Raw genomic sequence first — 18880 nt, forward strand, 5'->3', positions numbered from 1 at the left:
AACCGGACGAGTTCGGCCGGCGGGGTCCGCGCAGAATCGGTGTTGAGCACTCCGGACAGTGAACGCAGCTGAAGATGGCCGATTACCGCGACGGCACGGCGCGACGGTGTTGCTGTACAACGACATGGGCCACCTGCCGGTCGACCTGCGCTGGACGGGGTTCGGGGCCGGCACCCGGCCCTGAGCGGAGCCGACGTCCCGCGCCCCTGCCGCCCTTTCCCGGGGGAAAGGGCGGCGGCCGTTCGAGGTGCGCCCCAAAGACCCTGTACTACCAGCGCACTTGCCCCGCACCGGCCCGGGGTGCTCCGCGACAGTGGAGCCTACGGCGTGCCCATGGCCCCGCTCGTCCACGCAGCGCGCAGCGCCTTCTTGTCCACCTTGCCGACCGTGGTCATCGGCAGCTGGTCCAGCAGCACCGTCTTCGCGGGCGTGTACAGCTCTCCCAACTCGGCGGTCACCGCCGCGCCGACCGCCTCCGGGTCGACGCCGGCGCCGCCCTCGGCCGTGGCCAGGAAGATCTGTACGGCCTCCCCGTACTCCTCGTCCGGCACACCCAGCGCCGCCGCGTTGCGCACACCGGGCAGCGTGAGCAGGAAGTCCTCCAGGACCCGGGAGTAGACGTTGTCGCTGGTGCGGCCGGTGACGATGATGTCCTTGGCCCGGTCGACGAGATAGAGGTACCCCTCGGCGTCGAGATAGCCCATGTCCCCGGTGCGCAGCCAGCCGTCGTGCAGTGCCGCCGCGGTGCGCTCCGGGTCCTCGTAGTAGCCGAGCATCACCGTGTCTCCATGGACGCACACCTCGCCGACCTGCCGGACGGGCAGTGCCGCCGTGCTGTCCTCACCGCGGATCTCGATCTCGACGTCGGAGATCGCGCGACCGCAGCTGCGCCAGAGCTCGGGGCGCCGGGCTCCCTCCGAGGCGAGGTCCTCCGCACCGAACGCGGTGATGCCGAGCGCCTCCGACTGCCCGTAGCCCTGGCTGAGCACGGGCCCGAACACCTCGACCGCCTGCTGCAGCCGACTGGGCGAGGTGGCCGCGCCGCCGACGACGATCCGCCGCAGCGCGGGCAGGGCGCCCGGCTCGCACTCCAGGTGGTCGAGAATCGCGTACATCATGGGCGGTACGAACATGGTGACGGTGATCCGCTCCTCGCGCAGCACCGTCAGCGCCGCGCCCGCTTCGAACTCGGGCAGCACGACGAGAGCGGACCCCGTCACCAGGGCCTGGAGCGAGGTGAGGTGGCCGCTGCCGTGCGTGAGCAGCGTGGCGGCGAGCACCCGGTCCGTGCCCTGGCCCATGGCCGGGAAGAATGCGGAGCCTTCGGTCTCCGAGGCGTCATCCACCAGGTCCACCACCGCGTCGTAGAGCCGGTGGCTGTGCGCGGCGAGCTTGGGGCGGCCCAGGGTTCCGCCGGTGTAGAGCACGGTGACCGCTTCGTCCGCTCCGGGGGCGGGCACGCCGTCGGGGCGCACGTCCGGGCAGTCGGCCGCCAGGTCGAGCAGGTCGGTGCACTCCTGCTCACAGGGCCCGAGGCTGAGCAGCACGGGAGCGTGGACGCTGCGGCCGGCTGCGTCGGCGGCCCGCTGCGCGAAGAGCGGGTCGGTGACCACGGCGCGCGCCCGGGACTGCTCGACCAGCGCGGCGAGCTCGCCGGGCCCTGGCTCGGGCGGCAGGAACACGACGCGGCAGCCGATGAGATGGACGGCGAGCTGCACCAGGACGGAGTCCACGCGATTGGCCAGGAACAGCCCCACTCCGTCGCCGGGCGCGAGCCCCTGCCCGCGCAGTGCATGCCCCAGCCTGAACAGCCGGCGGCGAGCCTCCCCTCTGGTCAGCCGCTGTGTCCCCTGGACGAGCGCCTCGGCGCCCTCGTCCGTGTGCCAGTGCTCCAGAATGCGGTCCACGTAGGTCCGCGGCTCAGATGTTTCCTGTGCGTTAACAATCACCAACACATCCAAACATGCTGTTCAGACGCCATGGCCTCACGGGGGCCGCCTTCGGCCATCAGCTGACGGAGTACCATGCGCATGCTCATCCCGTGACGAAATTCCCTTGTTCGCCGGACAGTTGAGCGCTGGAGAGAGCGCACGGAACGCCCGTCATCATGGCGGGGAAGCGCTCCCCGTGGTGTGGCCCCAGCAGGCCCTTGCGCGGAGAAGCAGGCGCCGCTCCCCCCGGCTCGGCACACCGGTCGCTTATCGTGATGACGCCAACTCCCATATCCAGAGGAAGCGTTCATACCGTGACAGCGCACATGGCCGCCTTCCGTCCGCTGCCGGATCTGCTCCGGGAGCACGCTCGGCGTCTCGGTACCAAGACCGCCTTCCAGGACGGCCGTTCCCGGGTGACCTACGGGGAGCTGGAACTGCGGACCGGCCGACTGGCGGGACATCTCGTCGGCCTCGGTCTGCGGCACGGGGAACGAGCGGCGGTCCTCCTGGGCAACCGGGTGGAGGCCGTCGAGAGCGTCCTCGCCGTCACCAGGGCGGGCGCGGTCGGTGTGCCGATGGACCCGCGGAGCACCACCGCCGAGTTGGCCCACCTGCTGGACGACAGCGGGGCCCGGGTCGTCTTCGCCGACCGGTCCTCCCTGGAGCGGTTACGGCCGTTGCTGCCGGAGCGCCGCGGGCTGCGCGTGGTGCTCGTCGAGGATGCCGGGACGCGGGACGGACACCCGGCGGAGGGGGCACCTGGCGGCCCGGCCGGCCAAGCGGGCATGGTCCGCTACGCGAACCTGGCCGTCACCGAGCCGCCCGTGCCGGCTCCGGATGATCTCGGGCTCGACGAAGTGGCCTGGCTCCTCTACACCTCCGGGTCGACCGGTCTGCCCAAGGGAGTGCTGTCCACCCAGCGCAACCGGCTGTCGTCGGTGACGTCCGGTTTCGTCGCCGTCCTCGGCCTGTCGGCGGACGACCGCCTGCTGTGGCCCCTCCCCCTCCACCATGCCCTGGGGCAGATCCTGTGCGTCCTCGGGGTGACCGCGACCGGAGCGTCCGCCATGCTCCTGCCGCGGTTCTCCGTGACGGACGTGCTGGGTGAGCTGCGCCGGACCGAAGACCCGTTCACCCTGCTCGCCGGTGTGCCGGCGACGTACGGCAAGCTCGTCGACGCCGTGGGGGACGGCGGGCTGGGGGCACCCGCCCTGCGGGGCTGCGTCAGCGGAGGCGCGGCCGCCCCTCCCGCCTTCCAGCGGGCCTTCGAGGAAGTCTGCCGGGTTCCGTTCCTCGATCATTACGGAAGCACCGAGGCGGGGCCCGTCACCATGACGGCACCGGGTGCCGCCGGGGTGGACGGCTCCTGCGGCCGGGTGCTGCCGGGCATGCGGGCGCGTATCGGCGACGGCAGCGGCGCTCCGGCCTCGGGCGAGGGCGAGTTGTGGGTCTCCGGGCCCGGTGTCATGGCCGGGTACCACCAGCGGCCCGACGACACCGCCGAGGTCCTGCGCGACGGGTGGTACCGCACCGGAGACCTGGCCCGGCTCGGCCCCGACGGTCGACTCACCCTCACGGGCCGGGTCGGCGAGCTGATCATCCGGGCCGGGAAGAACGTCCATCCCTCCGAGGTGGAGGCGGTGCTGCTGGCACTGCCGGGCATCCGGGACGCCGCCGTGGCCGGCCTCCCGGACGACGTACACGGTGAGGTCCCGGCCGCCTACCTGGTCCCGGCGAACGCCGGTGCCCTCGACCGGAGGGCGATTCTCGCCGCCTGCCGGGAACACCTCTCACCGTTCAAGGTGCCCGCCGTCCTCTACGAGGTGGACGCGATCCCGCGTACCGCCTCGGGCAAGGTCAGGCGGTACGCGCTCGCAGGCGTGTCCGCGCGCCCGCTGCCCGCCGGAGCCCGCACGCCGACGGGGGCGGAGCCGGAGACGGTGGCGGAGACGGCGGACCTGACGGCTCTGGTGCGCGCCGAGGTCGCCGCCGTACTCGGCTGTGCCGTGGACGAGGTGGAGCAGAGCACCGCGTTCCGTGACCTGGGGCTGGACTCGTTGACGTCGGCGGTGCTGTGCAGCCGCTTGTCGACGGCGACCGGCCTCCCGCTGTCCGAGGCCGCACCATTCGACTTCCCCACCGCGGCCGAGCTCGCCGCACATCTCCGGGCGCGGCTCACCGGTGGGACGGCGACTGCCACGCCCAGCCGTCCGGAAGGGGCCGGCACGGACGAGGACCCCGTGGTCATCGTCGGCATGGCGTGCCGTTTTCCCGGCGGTGTGCAGAGCCCCGAGGACCTCTGGCGGCTGGTCGAGGACGGGACCGACGCCATCACTCCCTTCCCCACCGACCGGGGGTGGGACGTGGACGGGCTGTACGACCCGGACCCCGGGCGGGCAGGCCGTACCTACGTACGCGCGGGAGGCTTCCTGTCCGGGGTCGACCGCTTCGACCCGGCCTTCTTCGGGATCTCGCCCCGCGAGGCCCTGGCCATGGATCCGCAGCACCGGTTGCTGCTCGAAGTCGCCTGGGAAGCCTTCGAACACGCGGGGATCGATCCCGGCACGGTGCGCTCCACACCCACCGGTGTCTACGCCGGACTCATGTACAGCGACTACGCCGGCCGTATCGCCCGCACGCCGGAACGTGTGGAGGGCTACCTCGGTATCGGCAACGCGGGCAGTGTCGCCTCCGGCCGTATCGCCTACACCCTGGGCCTGGAGGGGCCGGCGGTCACCGTGGACACGGCGTGCTCGTCGTCGCTGGTGGCCCTGCACCTGGCAGTCCAGGCGCTGCGCAGGGGCGAGTGCTCGCTGGCGCTCGCCGGAGGCGCCACGGTGATGTCGGCACCCCACTCCTTCGTCGAGTTCAGCAGGCAGCGCGCACTCGCCCCCGACGGCCGTTGCAAGGCGTTCGGGGCGGGGGCGGACGGCACCGGGTGGGCCGAGGGCGCCGGGATGCTGCTCGTGACCCGGCTGTCCCAGGCCCGGCGGGCCGGCTACCGGATCCTGGCCGTGGTGCGCGGTTCCGCGGTGAACCAGGACGGCGCGAGCAACGGCCTGACCGCGCCGCACGGACCGGCGCAGCAACGGGTGATCCGCCAGGCTCTGGCGGACGCCCGGCTGGGACCTGCGGACATCGACGCGGTGGAAGCGCATGGCACGGGCACCCGGCTCGGCGACGTCATCGAGGCGGAGGCCTTCCTGGAGGCGTACGGGCAGGCCGGAACGCGTGAACACCCGCTGTGGCTGGGCTCGGTCAAGTCGAACATCGGGCATACGCAGGCGGCGGCGGGTATGGCCGCTGTGATGAAGACGGTCCAGGCGCTGGCACACGGCGTACTGCCCCGTACGCTGCACGCCGAGCAGCCGAACCCCGGCGTGGACTGGTCCTCGGGTGCGGTGTCGCTGCTCACCCGTCCGGTGCCCTGGCCCCGGGCCGGGCGGCCCCGGCGAGCGGGTGTGTCGTCGTTCGGGATCAGCGGGACCAACGCGCATGTGGTGCTCGAGGAGGCACCCGCGGAGAAGCCGGAAGCCCCGGCCCGCCCGGACAGCGGATCCACGGCCGCTCAGGCGGCCGCGGGCCCGGTGGCGGCCGTGCCGTTCCCGGTGTCGGCGAGGAGCGCCCCGGCACTGCGGGCGCAGGCTCGGCGGCTGCACGCCCACGTGGCCGAACGCCCCGGAACAGACCTGCTGGACCTCGGTTTCTCCCTGGCCACGACCCGCGCCCACTTCGAGCATCGCGCGGTGCCGGTGGCCGGTGACCGCGAAGAACTGCTCGCCTCGCTCGACGCGGTGGCGGAAGGCCGCTGCCGGCCGGGCCTGAGCACGAGCGGCCCCCGCCCGGCGGGCCCGGTCGCCTTCCTGTTCACCGGGCAGGGCAGCCAGCGGGCCGGCATGGGCCGGGAACTGTACGAGGCCCACCCCGTCTACGCCCGTTCCTTCGACGAGATCTGCGCAACTCTGGACCCGCTTCTGCCGGAGCCGCTTCGGGACGTGGTGTTCGCCGCCGAAGACGCCGAGAACGCCGAGAACGCCGACGCCGCCGAGGGCGGCACGGGGAGCGCCGAGGGCGTCGGGGGCTCGCGAGCGGGCGGGCTCCTGCACACGACGCGCTTCGCACAGCCCGCACTCTTCGCCCTGGAAGTCTCCCTGTTCCGGCTGCTGGAGTCCTGGGGCGTACGCCCCGACATGGTGGCAGGGCACTCGGTCGGCGAACTGGCGGCGGCGCACGTCGCCGGGGTGCTCTCCCTCGCGGACGCCTGCACCCTGGTCGCGGCACGGGGCCGTCTGATGGACGCGCTGCCCACCGGTGGGGCGATGGCCTCGGTACAGGCCGACGAGAGCGAGGTCACCGCGTATCTGGCAGGCGGAGCGGACCGTGCGCGGGGGCTGGACATCGCAGCGGTGAACGGCCGCTCCGTGGTCGTCTCCGGGGACGCATCCGCCGTGCTGGAGGCCATCGCGCACTGGCGCGAACAGGGGCGCGAGACCACCCGACTCCGGGTGAGCCACGCCTTCCACTCGGCGCACATGGAACCCATGCTCGACGCCTTCGCCCGGGTCGCGCAGGGGATCAGTTACTCCCCGCCGAACCTTCCCCTCGTCACCGCGGTGGCGGACCGGCCCGCTACCACCGAGGAGATCCGCTCGCCCCGGTACTGGGTGGACCATGTACGCCGACCGGTCCGGTTCGCCGACTCGGTGCGGTATCTGTCGGAGCGGGGGGCCACGCACTTCGTGGAGCTCGGCCCGGACAGTGTGCTCGCCGGCCTGGCAGGCGACTGCCTCTCCGGCCGCCGCCCGACGGCCACGGCGGACGCGGCGGACACGGCGACGGCGATGTCCGGTGGCGGTACGGACGGCCCCGCGCCTCTGGTCGTCCCGACGCTGCGCGGCCCACGGCCGGAGACCGGGGCGCTGCTCACCACGGTGGCCGCACTCCACGCCCACGGTGTCGACGTGGACTGGCACGCGGTCTTCGCCGGGCGCGGCGCACGGCACACGGCGCTGCCCACCTACGCGTTCCAGCGTGAGCGGTACTGGCTGGAGGCCGACCCGGCGGGATCCGCGGCGGAGCCGGACACCGCGACCCACCCGTTCCTGCGAGCGGTGACGTCGACGGCGGACGACGACGGCCTGCTGCTGAGCGGCCGGCTGTCCCTGCGTGACCAGCCCTGGCTCGCCGACCATGCGGTGCTGGACACCGTGCTCCTGCCGGCGACGGCCTTCGTCGACATGGCGATCCACGCCGGAGACCGGACGGGGGCCTCCGTCCTGGAGGAACTGACCCTGACGGCACCGCTGGTGCTGTCCCCCGACGAGACGGTCGAGCTCCAGGTGAAGGTGGCGCGAGCGGACACGGACGGGCGCCGGGCGGTGGTCTTCCACGCCCGGACGCACGCTCCCGGACACGACGACCGCCCGTGGACCCGCCACGCCTCCGGAACCCTGGCCTCTGCGGACTTCGGCCTTCCGGACCTGCCCACTCCCCCGGACACGCCGTCCCCCTGGCCTCCGGCGGGCGCCGTACCGGTACCGCTCGGCACCGAGGCGGGTGCCGGCCTCTATGAGGGACTCGCGCATGGCGGGCTCCGTTACGGACCGGCCTTCCAGGGCCTGCGGGCCGCCTGGCGCCTGGGCGACGACCTCCTCGCCGAGGTCGAACTCCCGGAGGGTGAACACGGAAACGCCCACCGGTTCACCGTGCATCCGGCACTGCTGGACTCGGCGCTGCACACTCTGACGCTGGATCAGGCCGTCCCGGAGGGCGACGGCGGCAGCGGAACCGGAGCGGTGTTGTCGCTCCCGTTCGCCTGGAGCGATGTGCGGCTGTACCGGTCGGGCGCCCGCACCCTGCGGGTCCGGGTGTCCCGGGCGGCGGGGAACACGGCCCGGCTGGAGCTGACCGACGGGACCGGAGCCCTCGTGGCCACGGTGCGCTCGCTCGCCCTGCGGCCGCTCTCCCCCGAGCAGTTGAGCGGCGTACGCGCGCACCGTGACAGTCTGTTCCGCCTGGAGTGGACACCTCTGACGGCTTCCTCCGCCCCGATGCCGACGGAGCCGCCTGCGTGCGGGCTCCTCGGCGAGCCGGGCCCCCAACTGAGCGCCTCACTGGGGCAGTCGGGCATCCGGCCGACGGTCTACTCGGACCCGGACCCGGCCTCGGCGGCGGCCGACGCACCGGCCGTCGTGATCGCCTGCCCTCCGCTCACCGGGGTGGACGGACCGGACCGTGCCTCGGCCGCACACCGTGCGGCCGGCTGGGCGCTGCGGCTCGTACAGGGCTGGCTCGCCGAGGAACGGCTCGCCGACTCGCGTCTCGTCGTCCTCACCTCGGGCGCCGTCACCACCGGAGCCGATCCGGACGGAAGTGTCAGCGACGACGGTGCCGCTCTCGTCCAAGCACCTGTGTGGGGGCTGTTCCGCTCGGCGCAGACCGAGAACCCGGGCCGCTTCTCGCTGATCGACATCGACGACCATCCCGCGTCCGCGCGGGCCTTGGCCCGAGTCCTGACGAGCCCCGAGCCGCAGACGGCCGTACGCCAGGGTGTCGTGTACGTACCGAGACTCGTCCGCGCATCCGCAGCGGCAACAGCCACAGCCGATGGTGCACCGCGTCGGCTGGACCCGGACGGCACCGTCCTGGTCACCGGTGGCTCCGGCTCCTTGGGCATGGCGTTCGCCCGTCACCTCGTGGTCGCCCACGGAGCACGTCACCTGCTGCTCGTGGGACGGCGCGGAGCCGCTGCGCCCGGTGCCGCCGAACTGTGCGCGGAACTCACCGAACTGGGCGCGGAGGTCACGGTGGCGGCCTGCGATGTCGCCGACCGCACGGCGCTTGCCGCGCTGCTCGCGAGCGTGCCGGCGGCACACCCGCTGACCGGCGTGGTGCACACCGCGGGGGTCCTGGACGACGGCGTGGTCCCGTCACTCACCCAGGAGCGGCTGGACCGCGTACTGCGACCGAAGGTGGACGCGGGCCTCGCCCTGCACGAGTTGACCCGGAGCAGCGACCTGGCGGTGTTCGCCCTGTTCTCGTCGGTGGCCGGGGTGTTCGGCTCCGGTGGCCAGGGCAACTACGCGGCGGCGAACTCGTTCCTGGACGCGCTGGCACGGCACCGCCGGGCGCTCGGGCTGCCCGCCACCTCTCTCGCCTGGGGGCCGTGGCAGCAGAACGGTGGGATGACGGCCGGGCTCCGGGGCGCGGACCTGCGCCGGATGGCCCGTTCCGGCTTCCTCCCGCTGCGGACCGAGGAGGGCCTCGCGCTCTTCGACGCCGCCGTCGGAGGACAGGACGCGGTCCTGGTGGCCGCTCATCTCGACCCGGCGGCAGCCGGGGCATCCCGGGAACCCGGGGCGCCGCTCTCCCGTGTACCGGGACGAGGGCCCGCACGGAGGGCCTCCGCATCGCTCACCGGACCCCACGCCGACGGCGAGGACGCGCTGCGCCGGCAGCTGGCCACCACGCCCGCGGGCGAACGCGGTGTTCTGCTCCTCTCGCGGGTCCGGGCGGAAGCCGCCCTGGCACTCGGCCACGGCCCGGGGGATTCCGCGGTCGAGGCGGACCGCGCGCTGGCCGAGCTGGGCCTCGACTCACTGGCCGCGGTCGAATTGCGCAACCGGCTCGCAGCGCTGACGGGACTCGCTCTGCCGGCCACGCTCCTGTTCGACCATCCGACGCCGCGTGGGGTTGCTGCCCACTTGGAGGAGCTCTGGTCCCAGGACGCCCCTGAATCCCCCGGCCCGTTGTCCTCTCCCCGGCGTCAGGACGGTGCAGCCGCAGGCACGTCGTCCCCGAACGGCACGGACGCCGACTCCTTGTCCGCGCTCTTCCGTACGGCGTGCGCCCGTGGCAAGGCGTGGGACGGGATGGCCCTCCTGACGATCGCGGCACGTCTCCGTGAGGTGTTCGAGGACGCCGCGGGCCTCGGCTCACCACCCTCGGCCGTCACCCTTGCGACCGGCGGCTCCGGGACCCGCCTGATCTGCTTCCCCGCCCTCAGCGCCCTGTCAGGGCCGCACGAGTACGCCCGTTTCGGGCCGGCCCTCCAGGACCGGCGTCCGGTTTCGGTCCTGCCGAACCCGGGCTTCCTCCCGCGGGAACTGCTGCCCGCCACACGGGACGCCTTCGTGGCGGCGCAGGCCGCCGCCGTACGCGCATGTGCGGGAGACGAGCCGTTCGTCCTGCTGGGGCGCTCGGCCGGCGGATGGGTGGCACACGCGGTGGCCGAGGAGCTCGAGGGCGCGGGCCTGCTTCCGTCCGCCGTCGTCCTGATCGACACCTATCCCGGCCAGGAAAGCGGCCCCGGCGGCCGCGGTGGGGACGGGCCCGCGCTCTCGGCGATGACCGCAGGCATGCTGGAGAACTCCGCACAGTTCGCCTCGGCCGAGACCGACCGGCTCACCGCGATGGCCGGCTACCTGGAGCTCTACGCCGGCTGGAAGCCGACCGCCCTGACGGCCCCCACCCTCTTCGTCCGGGCCGGAGACCGTCTGCCCGGCATCGAGGCAGCCGATCCATGGAGCCTGCCGCACTCCGAGATCACCGTGCCCGGCGACCACTTCACCGTTCTGGAGGACCATTCCCGCACGACCGCCCTCGCCATCCACACCTGGCTCTCCGAGCACGCCCGAGTGGACGCCTCCGGAGAGGCGCCCCAGGGCCACGACGGGGAAGCCGGACGGTAGCCGACGTCCCGGCCGTCCCCCGCCGGCGGCGGTGGGCCTCCTCATGGCCTCCGACTCACCCGTCGCGGCGGATCCGGGAGGACAGGGCGCGGGCCATGTCGCCGTCCACCTCGGCGACCTCGGGGCGCGGCCGGACTTCCCCTCTGCAGTCCCACCGAAGCGACTCCTCCCGAGCCGGTTCAGGGTCCGACGTTCCTCGTCCGGTGCTGGGCCGTCCGCTGCTGGCAGCGGACGACCCAGCACCATGCGGGCGGTGCACGCCCCTCACCCCGACGCGTGCTCGGCTCGGCAGCCTCAGGCGAGGTCGAGGAGCTGCTCGTAGAATCCGCCGAAGCCACGCGCGCGGTCGACGAAGTGCAGTTCCAGGATCCAGTGACAGGTCCGGCCGGCCCGGTCCGTCCGCCGCAGCGGGCTGTCGTTCTCCGGCGTGATGTAGGACTCCGCCTTGGCTCCGTCGTTCACCTCGTGGGGGAACTCCCCGACGAGATGACCCGCATGCCAGATGCCGATCTCCCAACCGGCCTCCCGCGCCAGGCGTTCCACTTCGGCGTACAGGCGGCGACCGGTCATGGCGGGGTCGGCGGCAAAGGCCGCTCGCCCCTCGTCGAAGATCCGCGGCAGGTCCAGCAGCAGGCGGTGCTTGTGCGGATCGTCCCCGAAGACGTACGTGCGGCCGAAGTCCGCCTCGTACTCCTCGAAGATCGGGCCGAAGTCGGCGAAGGCCACGTCGTCCTCGCCGATGACCCGGTCCGGCGGATTCTCCCGGTACGGCAGCAGGGTGTTGGGACCCGAACGGACGATCCGCTTGTGCCAGTGCTTGGTGGTGCCGAACATCTCGTTGGCGAGGTCCCGGATGCGGTCGCTCACCTCGCGCTCCCCGACGCCGGGTGTCACCAGCCCGCGGGCCTCCACCTCATCGAAGAGGGCGATCGCCTTCTCCTGTGCCGCGATCAGGCCGGCGACCCGCGGGTCCTCCCCCGGTCCAGGGTGCTCGGATGCCATGCATTCCCCCTCTGTCCATCAATGATCCGAACCCCATCTTCACACATACGATCCCCTTCTCATCAAAAGGTTGCATTTCCTGTCTCGGGTAGCTTTCCTGGCCACGTCGGCCCGGGATCCCCGAGGGAGCAGGCGTGGAACGCCGGCCGTGCACTGCGCCGCGTTCCGCCGGCCCCTGACCCCGAGGGCGGGTGTCATCTTCCGGTCGTCGATCAGGTGTGCCGCGAGGCCGGCGCGGATGGTGGCCGGCAGTGCGTGGGCGGTGAAGGCCGCGTCGTGGACGCCGGGTACCTGAGCCGGCACCGCGCGCAAGGTCTCGTGCCATCAGCCGAACTGTCGGTGCCATCGCCCCCGAGGGCGCGGCACACTCCAACAGCAGCGTGAGGATGCATCGCGGCGGCTTCAGCGCGTCAGCCCGGCGTCCTTGGCGCACAGCGCAGCCTGCACCCGGTTGTCCACCTCAAGGGCGGCCAGAATGCGGCTCACGTGCGCCTTCACCGTGCTCTCCCGCATACCCAGACCGGTGGCGATCTCAGCGTTGGACGCGCCGCCGGCCAGGAGCCCGAGCACGTCGGTCTCGCGCGGCGTCAAACGCTCCATCCGGGCCCGGGCAGCGGACGAGGCGCCGTGCGCCGCGTGGTGATGGTGCGCGATGAGTCGTCGGGCAGCAGCGGGGTGCAGCATCGCCTGTCCGTCGGCGACGACCTCGACGGCCCGGATGATCTCCGCGGGGTCGCTGTCCTTCAGCAGGAAGCCGACCGCGCCGGCGGCCAGCCCGTCGTAGACATACTGGTCCAGGTCGAACGTCGTGAGCATCACGACCTTGGGCGGCTGAGGCAGCGCGCTCAGCCGCCTGGTGGCCTCGATACCGTCCATGTGGGGCATCCGCACGTCCATCAGCACGACGTCCAGGCACTGAACGGTGGCCCGTTCGAGGGCTTCCCGGCCGTCGGAGGCCTGTGCGGCGAGGGTGATGCCGGGGGCATCCTGAAGGATGTCGGCGAGCGCCAGCCGCACCAGGCCGTCGTCGTCAACGATCATCGTCCGGATCACGCCGCCCCCTCCTGCGCTGGTTGTCGAGCGGGATGGTGGCGGCCACCCGCCAGCCTCCCGATCCCGTAGGACCGTACTCCAGATGACCGTTGAGCGCGGCGACCCGCTCGGCCAGTCCGACCAGGCCGTAGCCGGAACCCTCGGCCGCGGCCTCCGACGAGGCTCCGGCGGGGTTGCGGATCACCACCGTGGACCGCGGCGGACCGTAGCGCACCTCGAGCTGTGCGGTCGCTCCGGCGGCGTGCTTACGGGCGTTGGTCAGCGCTTCTTGGGCAAGTCGGTGAACGGCGAGCCGATGGCTGGCCGGTACGGAGTCGGGGTCGCCCTCAATGGCCGCTTCGATCGGCTGACCGGCCGCCCGCGCCTCGTCGATCACCGTCGAGAGTTCCGGCAGACCGGGTACCCGTGAGGCCGGCGTCTCCCCGGTGCCGTGGCCGCGCAGCACACCCAGGACATCCCGCAGATCCCCGAGCGCGTCGGTGGACGCGGTGCGCAGCAGGCCGACCCGGTCGGCCACCGGCCCGGGCAGGTCGGCGGCCCGCCGCTTGAGGGCACCGGTGTGCAGGGCGATGACCGTGAGCCGGTGGGCCAGCACATCGTGCATCTCGGCGGCGATCCGGGTACGTTCCTCCAACCTGGCCTGTTCGGCACGGAGTTCACGCTCCACCCGCAGGCGGTCGACCTGTTCGGCAAGTGAGGCGACGTGCCGGCGACGGTTGCCCGCCAACAGCCCGATGACGACCGCGAGCAGCAGCACTGCCAGCGGTCCGTACTTGCGGGTCAACCACAGACTGCTCCCCGGATGCGCCAGCGAACTGCCGACCATCGCGACCACCACGCACAGTCCCTCGAAGGCGAACCGGCCCCGGGCAGCGCGATGGAAGAGCACGACCAGCAGCGGGAAGAACGATCCCAGTAACACCGCACCGACCGCGGTGCTCACCATGGCGAACACTGGCTTGCGGCGTCGCAGCAGGACCGGGAGGGTCAGCGCCGCAGCCAACCCGACGCGGGGGCTGAGTAGCGTACCCCCCGCACCCACATATGCCTGTTGCACCGTTCCGGCTCCGACGATGCCGGCCGTCAGCGCCTCGGCCCACCACGGCCAGGCCCGGCCCCCCACCCTGTTCACCGGGTCAGCATATTTTGGCAAGTCCCTTGTCCCCTCGGCCGGTTGGTGATCGTCACCCCCTACTTTCGTACGGGGTGGCTGCGGCACGAACGGCCGATGGAACAGGTTCGGCCGCTTCCTAGCGTGGTGAGCATGAACCAGACACCGGCTCCTGCCACAACTACTCCCGGGGCCACCGCCCTGACCGGCCCTCGACAGCGCAACGACGCGGTCGCGTTCTTCCGGGAGTCCGTCCGTTCCCGACAGGCCACCGGCGCTGTCGCCCCGAGCGGCTCCCCGCTCGCCCAGCGGCTCGCCGCGCCGCTGCCCGCCCCCAGCGGCCGCAGCCCACTGCGTGTCCTGGAGGTCGGCGCGGGTACCGGTACGGTCACGCGCGCGCTGGCCGAGCGCATCGGCCCTGGCGACCGGCTGGACACCGTTGAGATCAACCCCCTGTTCGTACGGCTGCTGACCGAGGCGTTGCGGACGGACCCGGTGCTGGCCGCCGCGTCCGAGCAGATCCGAATCGTCCCGGAGTCGATCTGCCACACGCCCCTCCCCGCGAACAGCTACGACGTCATCGTCTCTTGTCTGCCCTTCATGAACTTCGCTCCCGACACCGTGCGTTGCCTGCTGGAGCGGTACATGGCCGCCCTGGCGCCCGGCGGGCATCTGACCTTCTTCGGCTATCTCGGCACACTGCCCCTGCGGACCCTGTTCGCCCGGCGCACCGAGGCCGCCCGGCACCGCGCGGTGGCGGCCGTACTGGCCGAACTCTCCGACCGCTACGACGACGGGGGCGGTGGCGGCGTCGTATGGCGCAACCTGCCGCCCGCCCGGGTTACGCATCTGAGGGCACCCCAGCCGTGTGCAGACGCCGCGGACTCGCATTCCTCCGGTCACCGATCACGATGACGCCCGGCCATCCGCTGACGACAGCGCCGCCACAGAGGAACGGAACGTGGCACCGGACCATGCCGACGCGCGCGGCGCACCCCGCTGTACCCCTCGGCACAGAGTTCGGGTTTCGCGCTCGGATCCCCGATCGTCGGGATGGCAATCGATGCCTCCGTGCCGGCGGGCGGCTTCGCGGCGGCCGGGCCCGCCGGACTCGCCGCCGCGTCGGCTGGATGCCTGCCGTCCCGCCGCAGTCCGTCGCCGCGGCCGCCCCCTTCAGCTCGTCGCGAGTCGGCGAGAAGAACCGATGCACCTCATGTTCAGTGATCGGCCGCTGAAACCGCGGGGCACCAGCCAAGCTCGGAACTACCTGACCCATTGCCCCAATAGGCGGCGTCTGCAACTATTGAACACGCCTACAAGGGGCGCATGCATCTACTTGGGTCCCTGCCCATGCTTTGCGTGAGCGGTTTGGTGCCGACCGGCCTCCCCGGCGCCCCGCCGACCGCGCCTGAATCGTCGGCATCGAACCTTCAGCGCCTCAACCGCCCGCGACTGAAAGGCCGCAACCACCATGACGTACACGACCGTTCATGTGCCGATCTCCGGCGGTGAGAGTGCCGTCGACTGCCTGATCACCGGCTCGGGCCCGGCCCTTGTGTTGGTGCACGGGACGGGGGCCGACCCCGAGGGCAACTGGGGGCCGGTGATCGAGGCCCTCGACGACCGCTACACGATCGTCGCCCCGACTCTGTCCGGCTCGGGCGCCACCATCGACACCGGCGCCCCGCTGACTGTCGACGACCTGGTCGCCCAGGTGCTGGGCGCCGTGGACGCGGCGGGTCTGGGCGCCTTCCACTTGGCCGGGCACTCCCTGGGGGCGACGGTCGCAGCCGCTGTCGCCGGGGAGCGCCCCGAACGTGTGCGATCCCTCTTCCTGCACGCGGGCTGGGCGGTGACCGACGCCTGGCAGGAGTTCCAGTTCGGCCTGTGGCAGCAGTTGCTTCGTGCGGACAAGGACCTGCTCTCTCGGGTACTGCAGGTCACCGCATTCGGCGCCGGGACGCTCGCCAGGCGCCGGATCGAGGACTTCGAGCAGGGCGTAGCCGGCTTCAACGGGCTGTTCGACGCAGAAGGCATGGCCCGCCAGGCCGAGCTGAACACCCGGGTGGACATCACCGCGGCACTGGCCCGGATCACCGCGCCCACCCTGGTCGTGTCCGGGTCCCAGGACCTGATCGTCCCGCCGCACCACCAGAAGGAGTTGGTGGACGCCATCCCCGGTGCCCGCCACAAGGTACTGGACGGCGGGCATGCGCTGCCCTTCGAGCTGCCCGAATTGTTCGCCCGTACCCTGACCGAGTTCGTGGACCGGCACCAGGCGGCCGCCGCCGACGCTCCGGCCGCCTGAGACTCAGCTTCCTCGGCCCGCGTGACACAACATCACACAGCCCAGCCGTACCAGGGACGAACTCGATCGCGGGGATCTGCCTGTGGCCCGCCCGATGGCCCAAGCGAAACAGCCTCATCCCAGGGTTGGCTCGGTGCAAGGGTCGTCTGTTGCACGCACCGAGTTGGTGATCCGCTGGTATACCGAGTGTCCTCTCGCGCTCGATGTCGACGGCCCGGCCGCCCCGACACCGGGCGTGGAAAAGATCCGAGGCCCAGGACTCCGCGATCTTCCTGTACGCCGTGACAGGCGCGCCCGGAACGGGCTCTCAGGCCACCGCGCCCATGCTCGCCGCCGTATCACTGGGCTGTCGGAAGTGGTCGGGCAGTCAGGGTTCGTGGTCTGTCGTGGCGCGGATCAGCTTGGTGAGGCTTCGTCGGAGGTGGCGGCGACTCCGGCAAGGTGCGCGGCTGCGGCTGTCCGGAAGCCCCGGCGTACCAGACGGCCGGCTCCGCTGCCCTTCGCCACGGTCGTTCCCGACTCCGCACCCAGCTGTGTGCCGACGGTGGCTGTGCCCGGTCGGACCGGCAGTGCCGGCGCTTCATATGCTCGCGGTGCGGGATACCGGAAGTTGACCACCTTCGGAGGCGAACGAGCATGTCGGAACAGCGTGTTGTCCTGGTGACCGGCGGAGGGACGGGGATCGGGGCCGCCACCGCCCGGCTGCTGCGCACAGCCGGGCACCAGGTCGTGATCTCCGGGCGACGGCCCGAGCCACTGCGCCGGGTGGCCGAGGAGACCGGAGCGCTGGCCCACCCTTCCGACGCCGCCGACCCCGAGGCCGTGCGCGAGCTCGTCGAGGCGACGGTGACGGCCTACGGAAGACTCGACGGTGTGGTGCTCAACGCCGGAATCGGGCGGGGCGGCGCGGTCGGCGACACCACGGTCGAGGACTGGGAAGAGCTGATACGGACCAACCTCACCGGCCCGTTCCTGCTCCTGCGTGCCGCGCTACCGCATCTGCTGGCGGCCCGCGGCGCGGTGGTCGCGGTCGCCTCGGTCGCCGCGCTCCGCAACAGCGTCGGCAACGCCGCCTATGCGACGTCCAAGGCGGGTCTGCTCCACCTCTGCAGCTCCCTCGCCGTCGACTACGGGCCGCAGGGACTGCGGGCCAACGCGGTGTGCCCGGGCTGGGTGCGTACGGAGATGGCCGACCAGCGCATGGCGCGGTTCGCGGCGGAGGCAGGGCTGGCGAGCGGTGCCGAGGCGGCATACGAGGAGGCGAACCGGCTGACTCCCGCCAGACGGCCGGGCGATCCGGAGGAGGTCGCCGAGGCGATCGACTGGCTGCTGTCGCCCGCCGCGTCCTACGTCAACGGGGCCGTCCTCACCGTCGACGGCGGAGTGACCACGGTCGGCGTCGGCGGTGCCGCCTTCGACTACCGGATCGAGGCGCGCGCCCCGCGCGTGTAACGGACCACCGAACAGGTCCGTTCGACAGGACCCGTGGCGGAGCCAGGAACCCTGGCGGGGCCACGGCTCCAGAAAGAGGCTGGGCCTGGCCGGCGCCCCAGAGACAGCCGTGCTCGTCGCCGGGGGGATTCGATGCCCCCGGCGCGGGCGAGGCGGTGGCCGGCCTCAGCCCGCTCCGGCCCGGTCAGGGCACGGTCCTCGGAATGGAGCAGAACCACGCGCGCCCACTCCGTACGCCCGTCGCGGCGCGAGGCGTCGGCACAGGGCTATTATCCGACGACCCCGGGAAGCAATCGACGTCTGCTCATTCAACGCATCCAATGGCGGGGCAATGCAGCCTAGCCTCCGGGTCGAGACACCCTGCCGACGGTGTCGACCAGGGTACGCACGACGGTCGTGCCGGCGACCACGACCGAGGAGACCGGCGATGCCACCCATCGCACCAGATGGCCTCGCAGGCCGGGATCCAACTCGACCGTCACCCGGAGGTATCTGCTCTGTAGCGCGGTGACTTCGGTGGACCGGGGTGCGGCAACGTCCTGTCCACGCTGCAATGCCGCTCGGTAGCTTTCCTTGCGCTGGCTCATGCCTCATCCTGACGCTTGATCAGTTCCTCCGCGAAGTCCATGTACGCCGACCCCTTGGCCTGGACCGGGTTCCCGAATGACTGGGCGTACAGGTCGAGCCTCGCGATCTGGGTGTCCAGCACCACGAAACCCCGCTCGGTGAGTACCTCACGAGCGTCGGCATCGGGCCCGGTGCGCGTGGCGTCCGGACGGTTGGTGCGATTGAGCAGGACCGCCGTGCGGGCCGGTTCGGCACGCAAGGACTGCACGTCCGCCATCTCACCCCAGATGGGTGCCATCCGGTCCAGCTCGATGGGGGCGGGGGTCACGGGCACGATCCACTCCCCGGCGTACCTCATGATGCTGCGGGTAATCCGGGGATGGTCCTCCATCTGGGGCGCATCGAGCACGACGGCCTGCCGGTTGCCGAGGAAGTCGTTCACGCGCCGGTGGACGTCGCCCACCGGCAGGGCGATCACCGGAAACGGAAAGCCACCGGCCAATTCGCTCCAGCGCAGCGCGGAAGAGGCTGGGTCACCGTCGACCAGCAGCGGCGACAGTCCCGACTCGTGAAGCGCGTGGGCCAGCCACACGGCACTCGTCGTCTTTCCGACGCCGGGCTTGAGGTTCACAAACGCACAACTCAAGGGCACGAGAGCTGACAGTAGCGGGCACGCTCGTCCAGTTTCGGTCGGTACGAGGGCGTGGCCTCGTGGTTCACCCGCAAGCAGTGAGAAACAGCGGACAACCGTTGCGTTCGCGGC

Annotated in this window: 10 protein-coding genes; 4 read left to right on the forward strand and 6 right to left on the reverse strand. The window is 72.0% G+C overall.

Annotation, left to right across the window (positions count from 1 at the left end):
* Positions 1 to 320: 320 nt before the first annotated feature.
* Positions 321 to 1949, reverse strand: coding sequence for a class I adenylate-forming enzyme family protein (locus tag ACFYYR_RS19785; RefSeq protein WP_388854745.1), 1629 nt, complete (start codon positions 1947 to 1949; stop codon positions 321 to 323).
* A 296-nt stretch (positions 1950 to 2245) separates the two neighbouring features.
* On the opposite strand from ACFYYR_RS19785, the gene ACFYYR_RS19790 reads away from it, so the two are divergent.
* Positions 2246 to 10624: a type I polyketide synthase gene (locus tag ACFYYR_RS19790; protein WP_388854748.1), complete on the forward strand. Its 8379-nt coding sequence runs from the start codon at positions 2246 to 2248 to the stop codon at positions 10622 to 10624.
* Positions 10625 to 10918: 294 nt separating this feature from the next.
* On the opposite strand, the gene ACFYYR_RS19795 is transcribed toward ACFYYR_RS19790, so the two are convergent.
* The 3 genes from ACFYYR_RS19795 to ACFYYR_RS19805 form a co-directional block, all read right to left on the reverse strand.
* Positions 10919 to 11626 (reverse strand): M24 family metallopeptidase, encoded by a 708-nt coding sequence (locus tag ACFYYR_RS19795; protein ID WP_388854751.1) that lies wholly within the window; start codon positions 11624 to 11626, stop codon positions 10919 to 10921.
* A 402-nt stretch (positions 11627 to 12028) separates the two neighbouring features.
* Positions 12029 to 12679 (reverse strand): response regulator, encoded by a 651-nt coding sequence (locus ACFYYR_RS19800; protein WP_388854754.1) that lies wholly within the window; start codon positions 12677 to 12679, stop codon positions 12029 to 12031.
* Entirely contained in the window at positions 12657 to 13811 is a 1155-nt protein-coding gene (locus ACFYYR_RS19805; RefSeq protein ID WP_388854757.1) for a sensor histidine kinase, read from the reverse strand. The genes ACFYYR_RS19800 and ACFYYR_RS19805 overlap by 23 nt, the downstream gene beginning before the upstream one ends.
* A 132-nt stretch (positions 13812 to 13943) precedes the next feature.
* Here ACFYYR_RS19805 and ACFYYR_RS19810 point away from each other — a divergent pair, with 132 nt between their 5' ends.
* The 3 genes from ACFYYR_RS19810 (at position 13944) to ACFYYR_RS19820 (ending at position 17550) form a co-directional block, all read left to right on the forward strand.
* The gene (locus ACFYYR_RS19810; protein WP_388854760.1) at positions 13944 to 14705 is read left to right on the forward strand and encodes a class I SAM-dependent methyltransferase; all 762 of its coding nucleotides are present in this window, start codon (positions 13944 to 13946) and stop codon (positions 14703 to 14705) included.
* A gap of 556 nt (positions 14706 to 15261) precedes the next feature.
* On the forward strand, positions 15262 to 16098 hold the full coding sequence (locus ACFYYR_RS19815; protein WP_388854763.1) for an alpha/beta fold hydrolase: 837 nt from the start codon (positions 15262 to 15264) through the stop codon (positions 16096 to 16098).
* Positions 16099 to 16734: 636 nt separating this feature from the next.
* A complete protein-coding gene (locus ACFYYR_RS19820; RefSeq protein WP_388854766.1) occupies positions 16735 to 17550 on the forward strand; it encodes an SDR family NAD(P)-dependent oxidoreductase in 816 nt (271 codons plus the stop codon).
* A gap of 338 nt (positions 17551 to 17888) precedes the next feature.
* Here ACFYYR_RS19820 and ACFYYR_RS19825 read toward each other — a convergent pair whose 3' ends face one another.
* Both ACFYYR_RS19825 and ACFYYR_RS19830 read right to left on the reverse strand, forming a co-directional pair.
* A complete protein-coding gene (locus ACFYYR_RS19825; RefSeq protein ID WP_388854770.1) occupies positions 17889 to 18137 on the reverse strand; it encodes a hypothetical protein in 249 nt (82 codons plus the stop codon).
* Positions 18134 to 18748, reverse strand: a complete 615-nt coding sequence (locus tag ACFYYR_RS19830; protein WP_388854773.1) for a hypothetical protein — start codon at positions 18746 to 18748, stop codon at positions 18134 to 18136. The genes ACFYYR_RS19825 and ACFYYR_RS19830 overlap by 4 nt, the downstream gene beginning before the upstream one ends.
* Positions 18749 to 18880: the final 132 nt, after the last annotated feature.

The sequence above is a fragment of the Streptomyces sp. NPDC001922 genome (assembly GCF_042891165.1).
Lineage (GTDB): Bacteria > Actinomycetota > Actinomycetes > Streptomycetales > Streptomycetaceae > Streptomyces.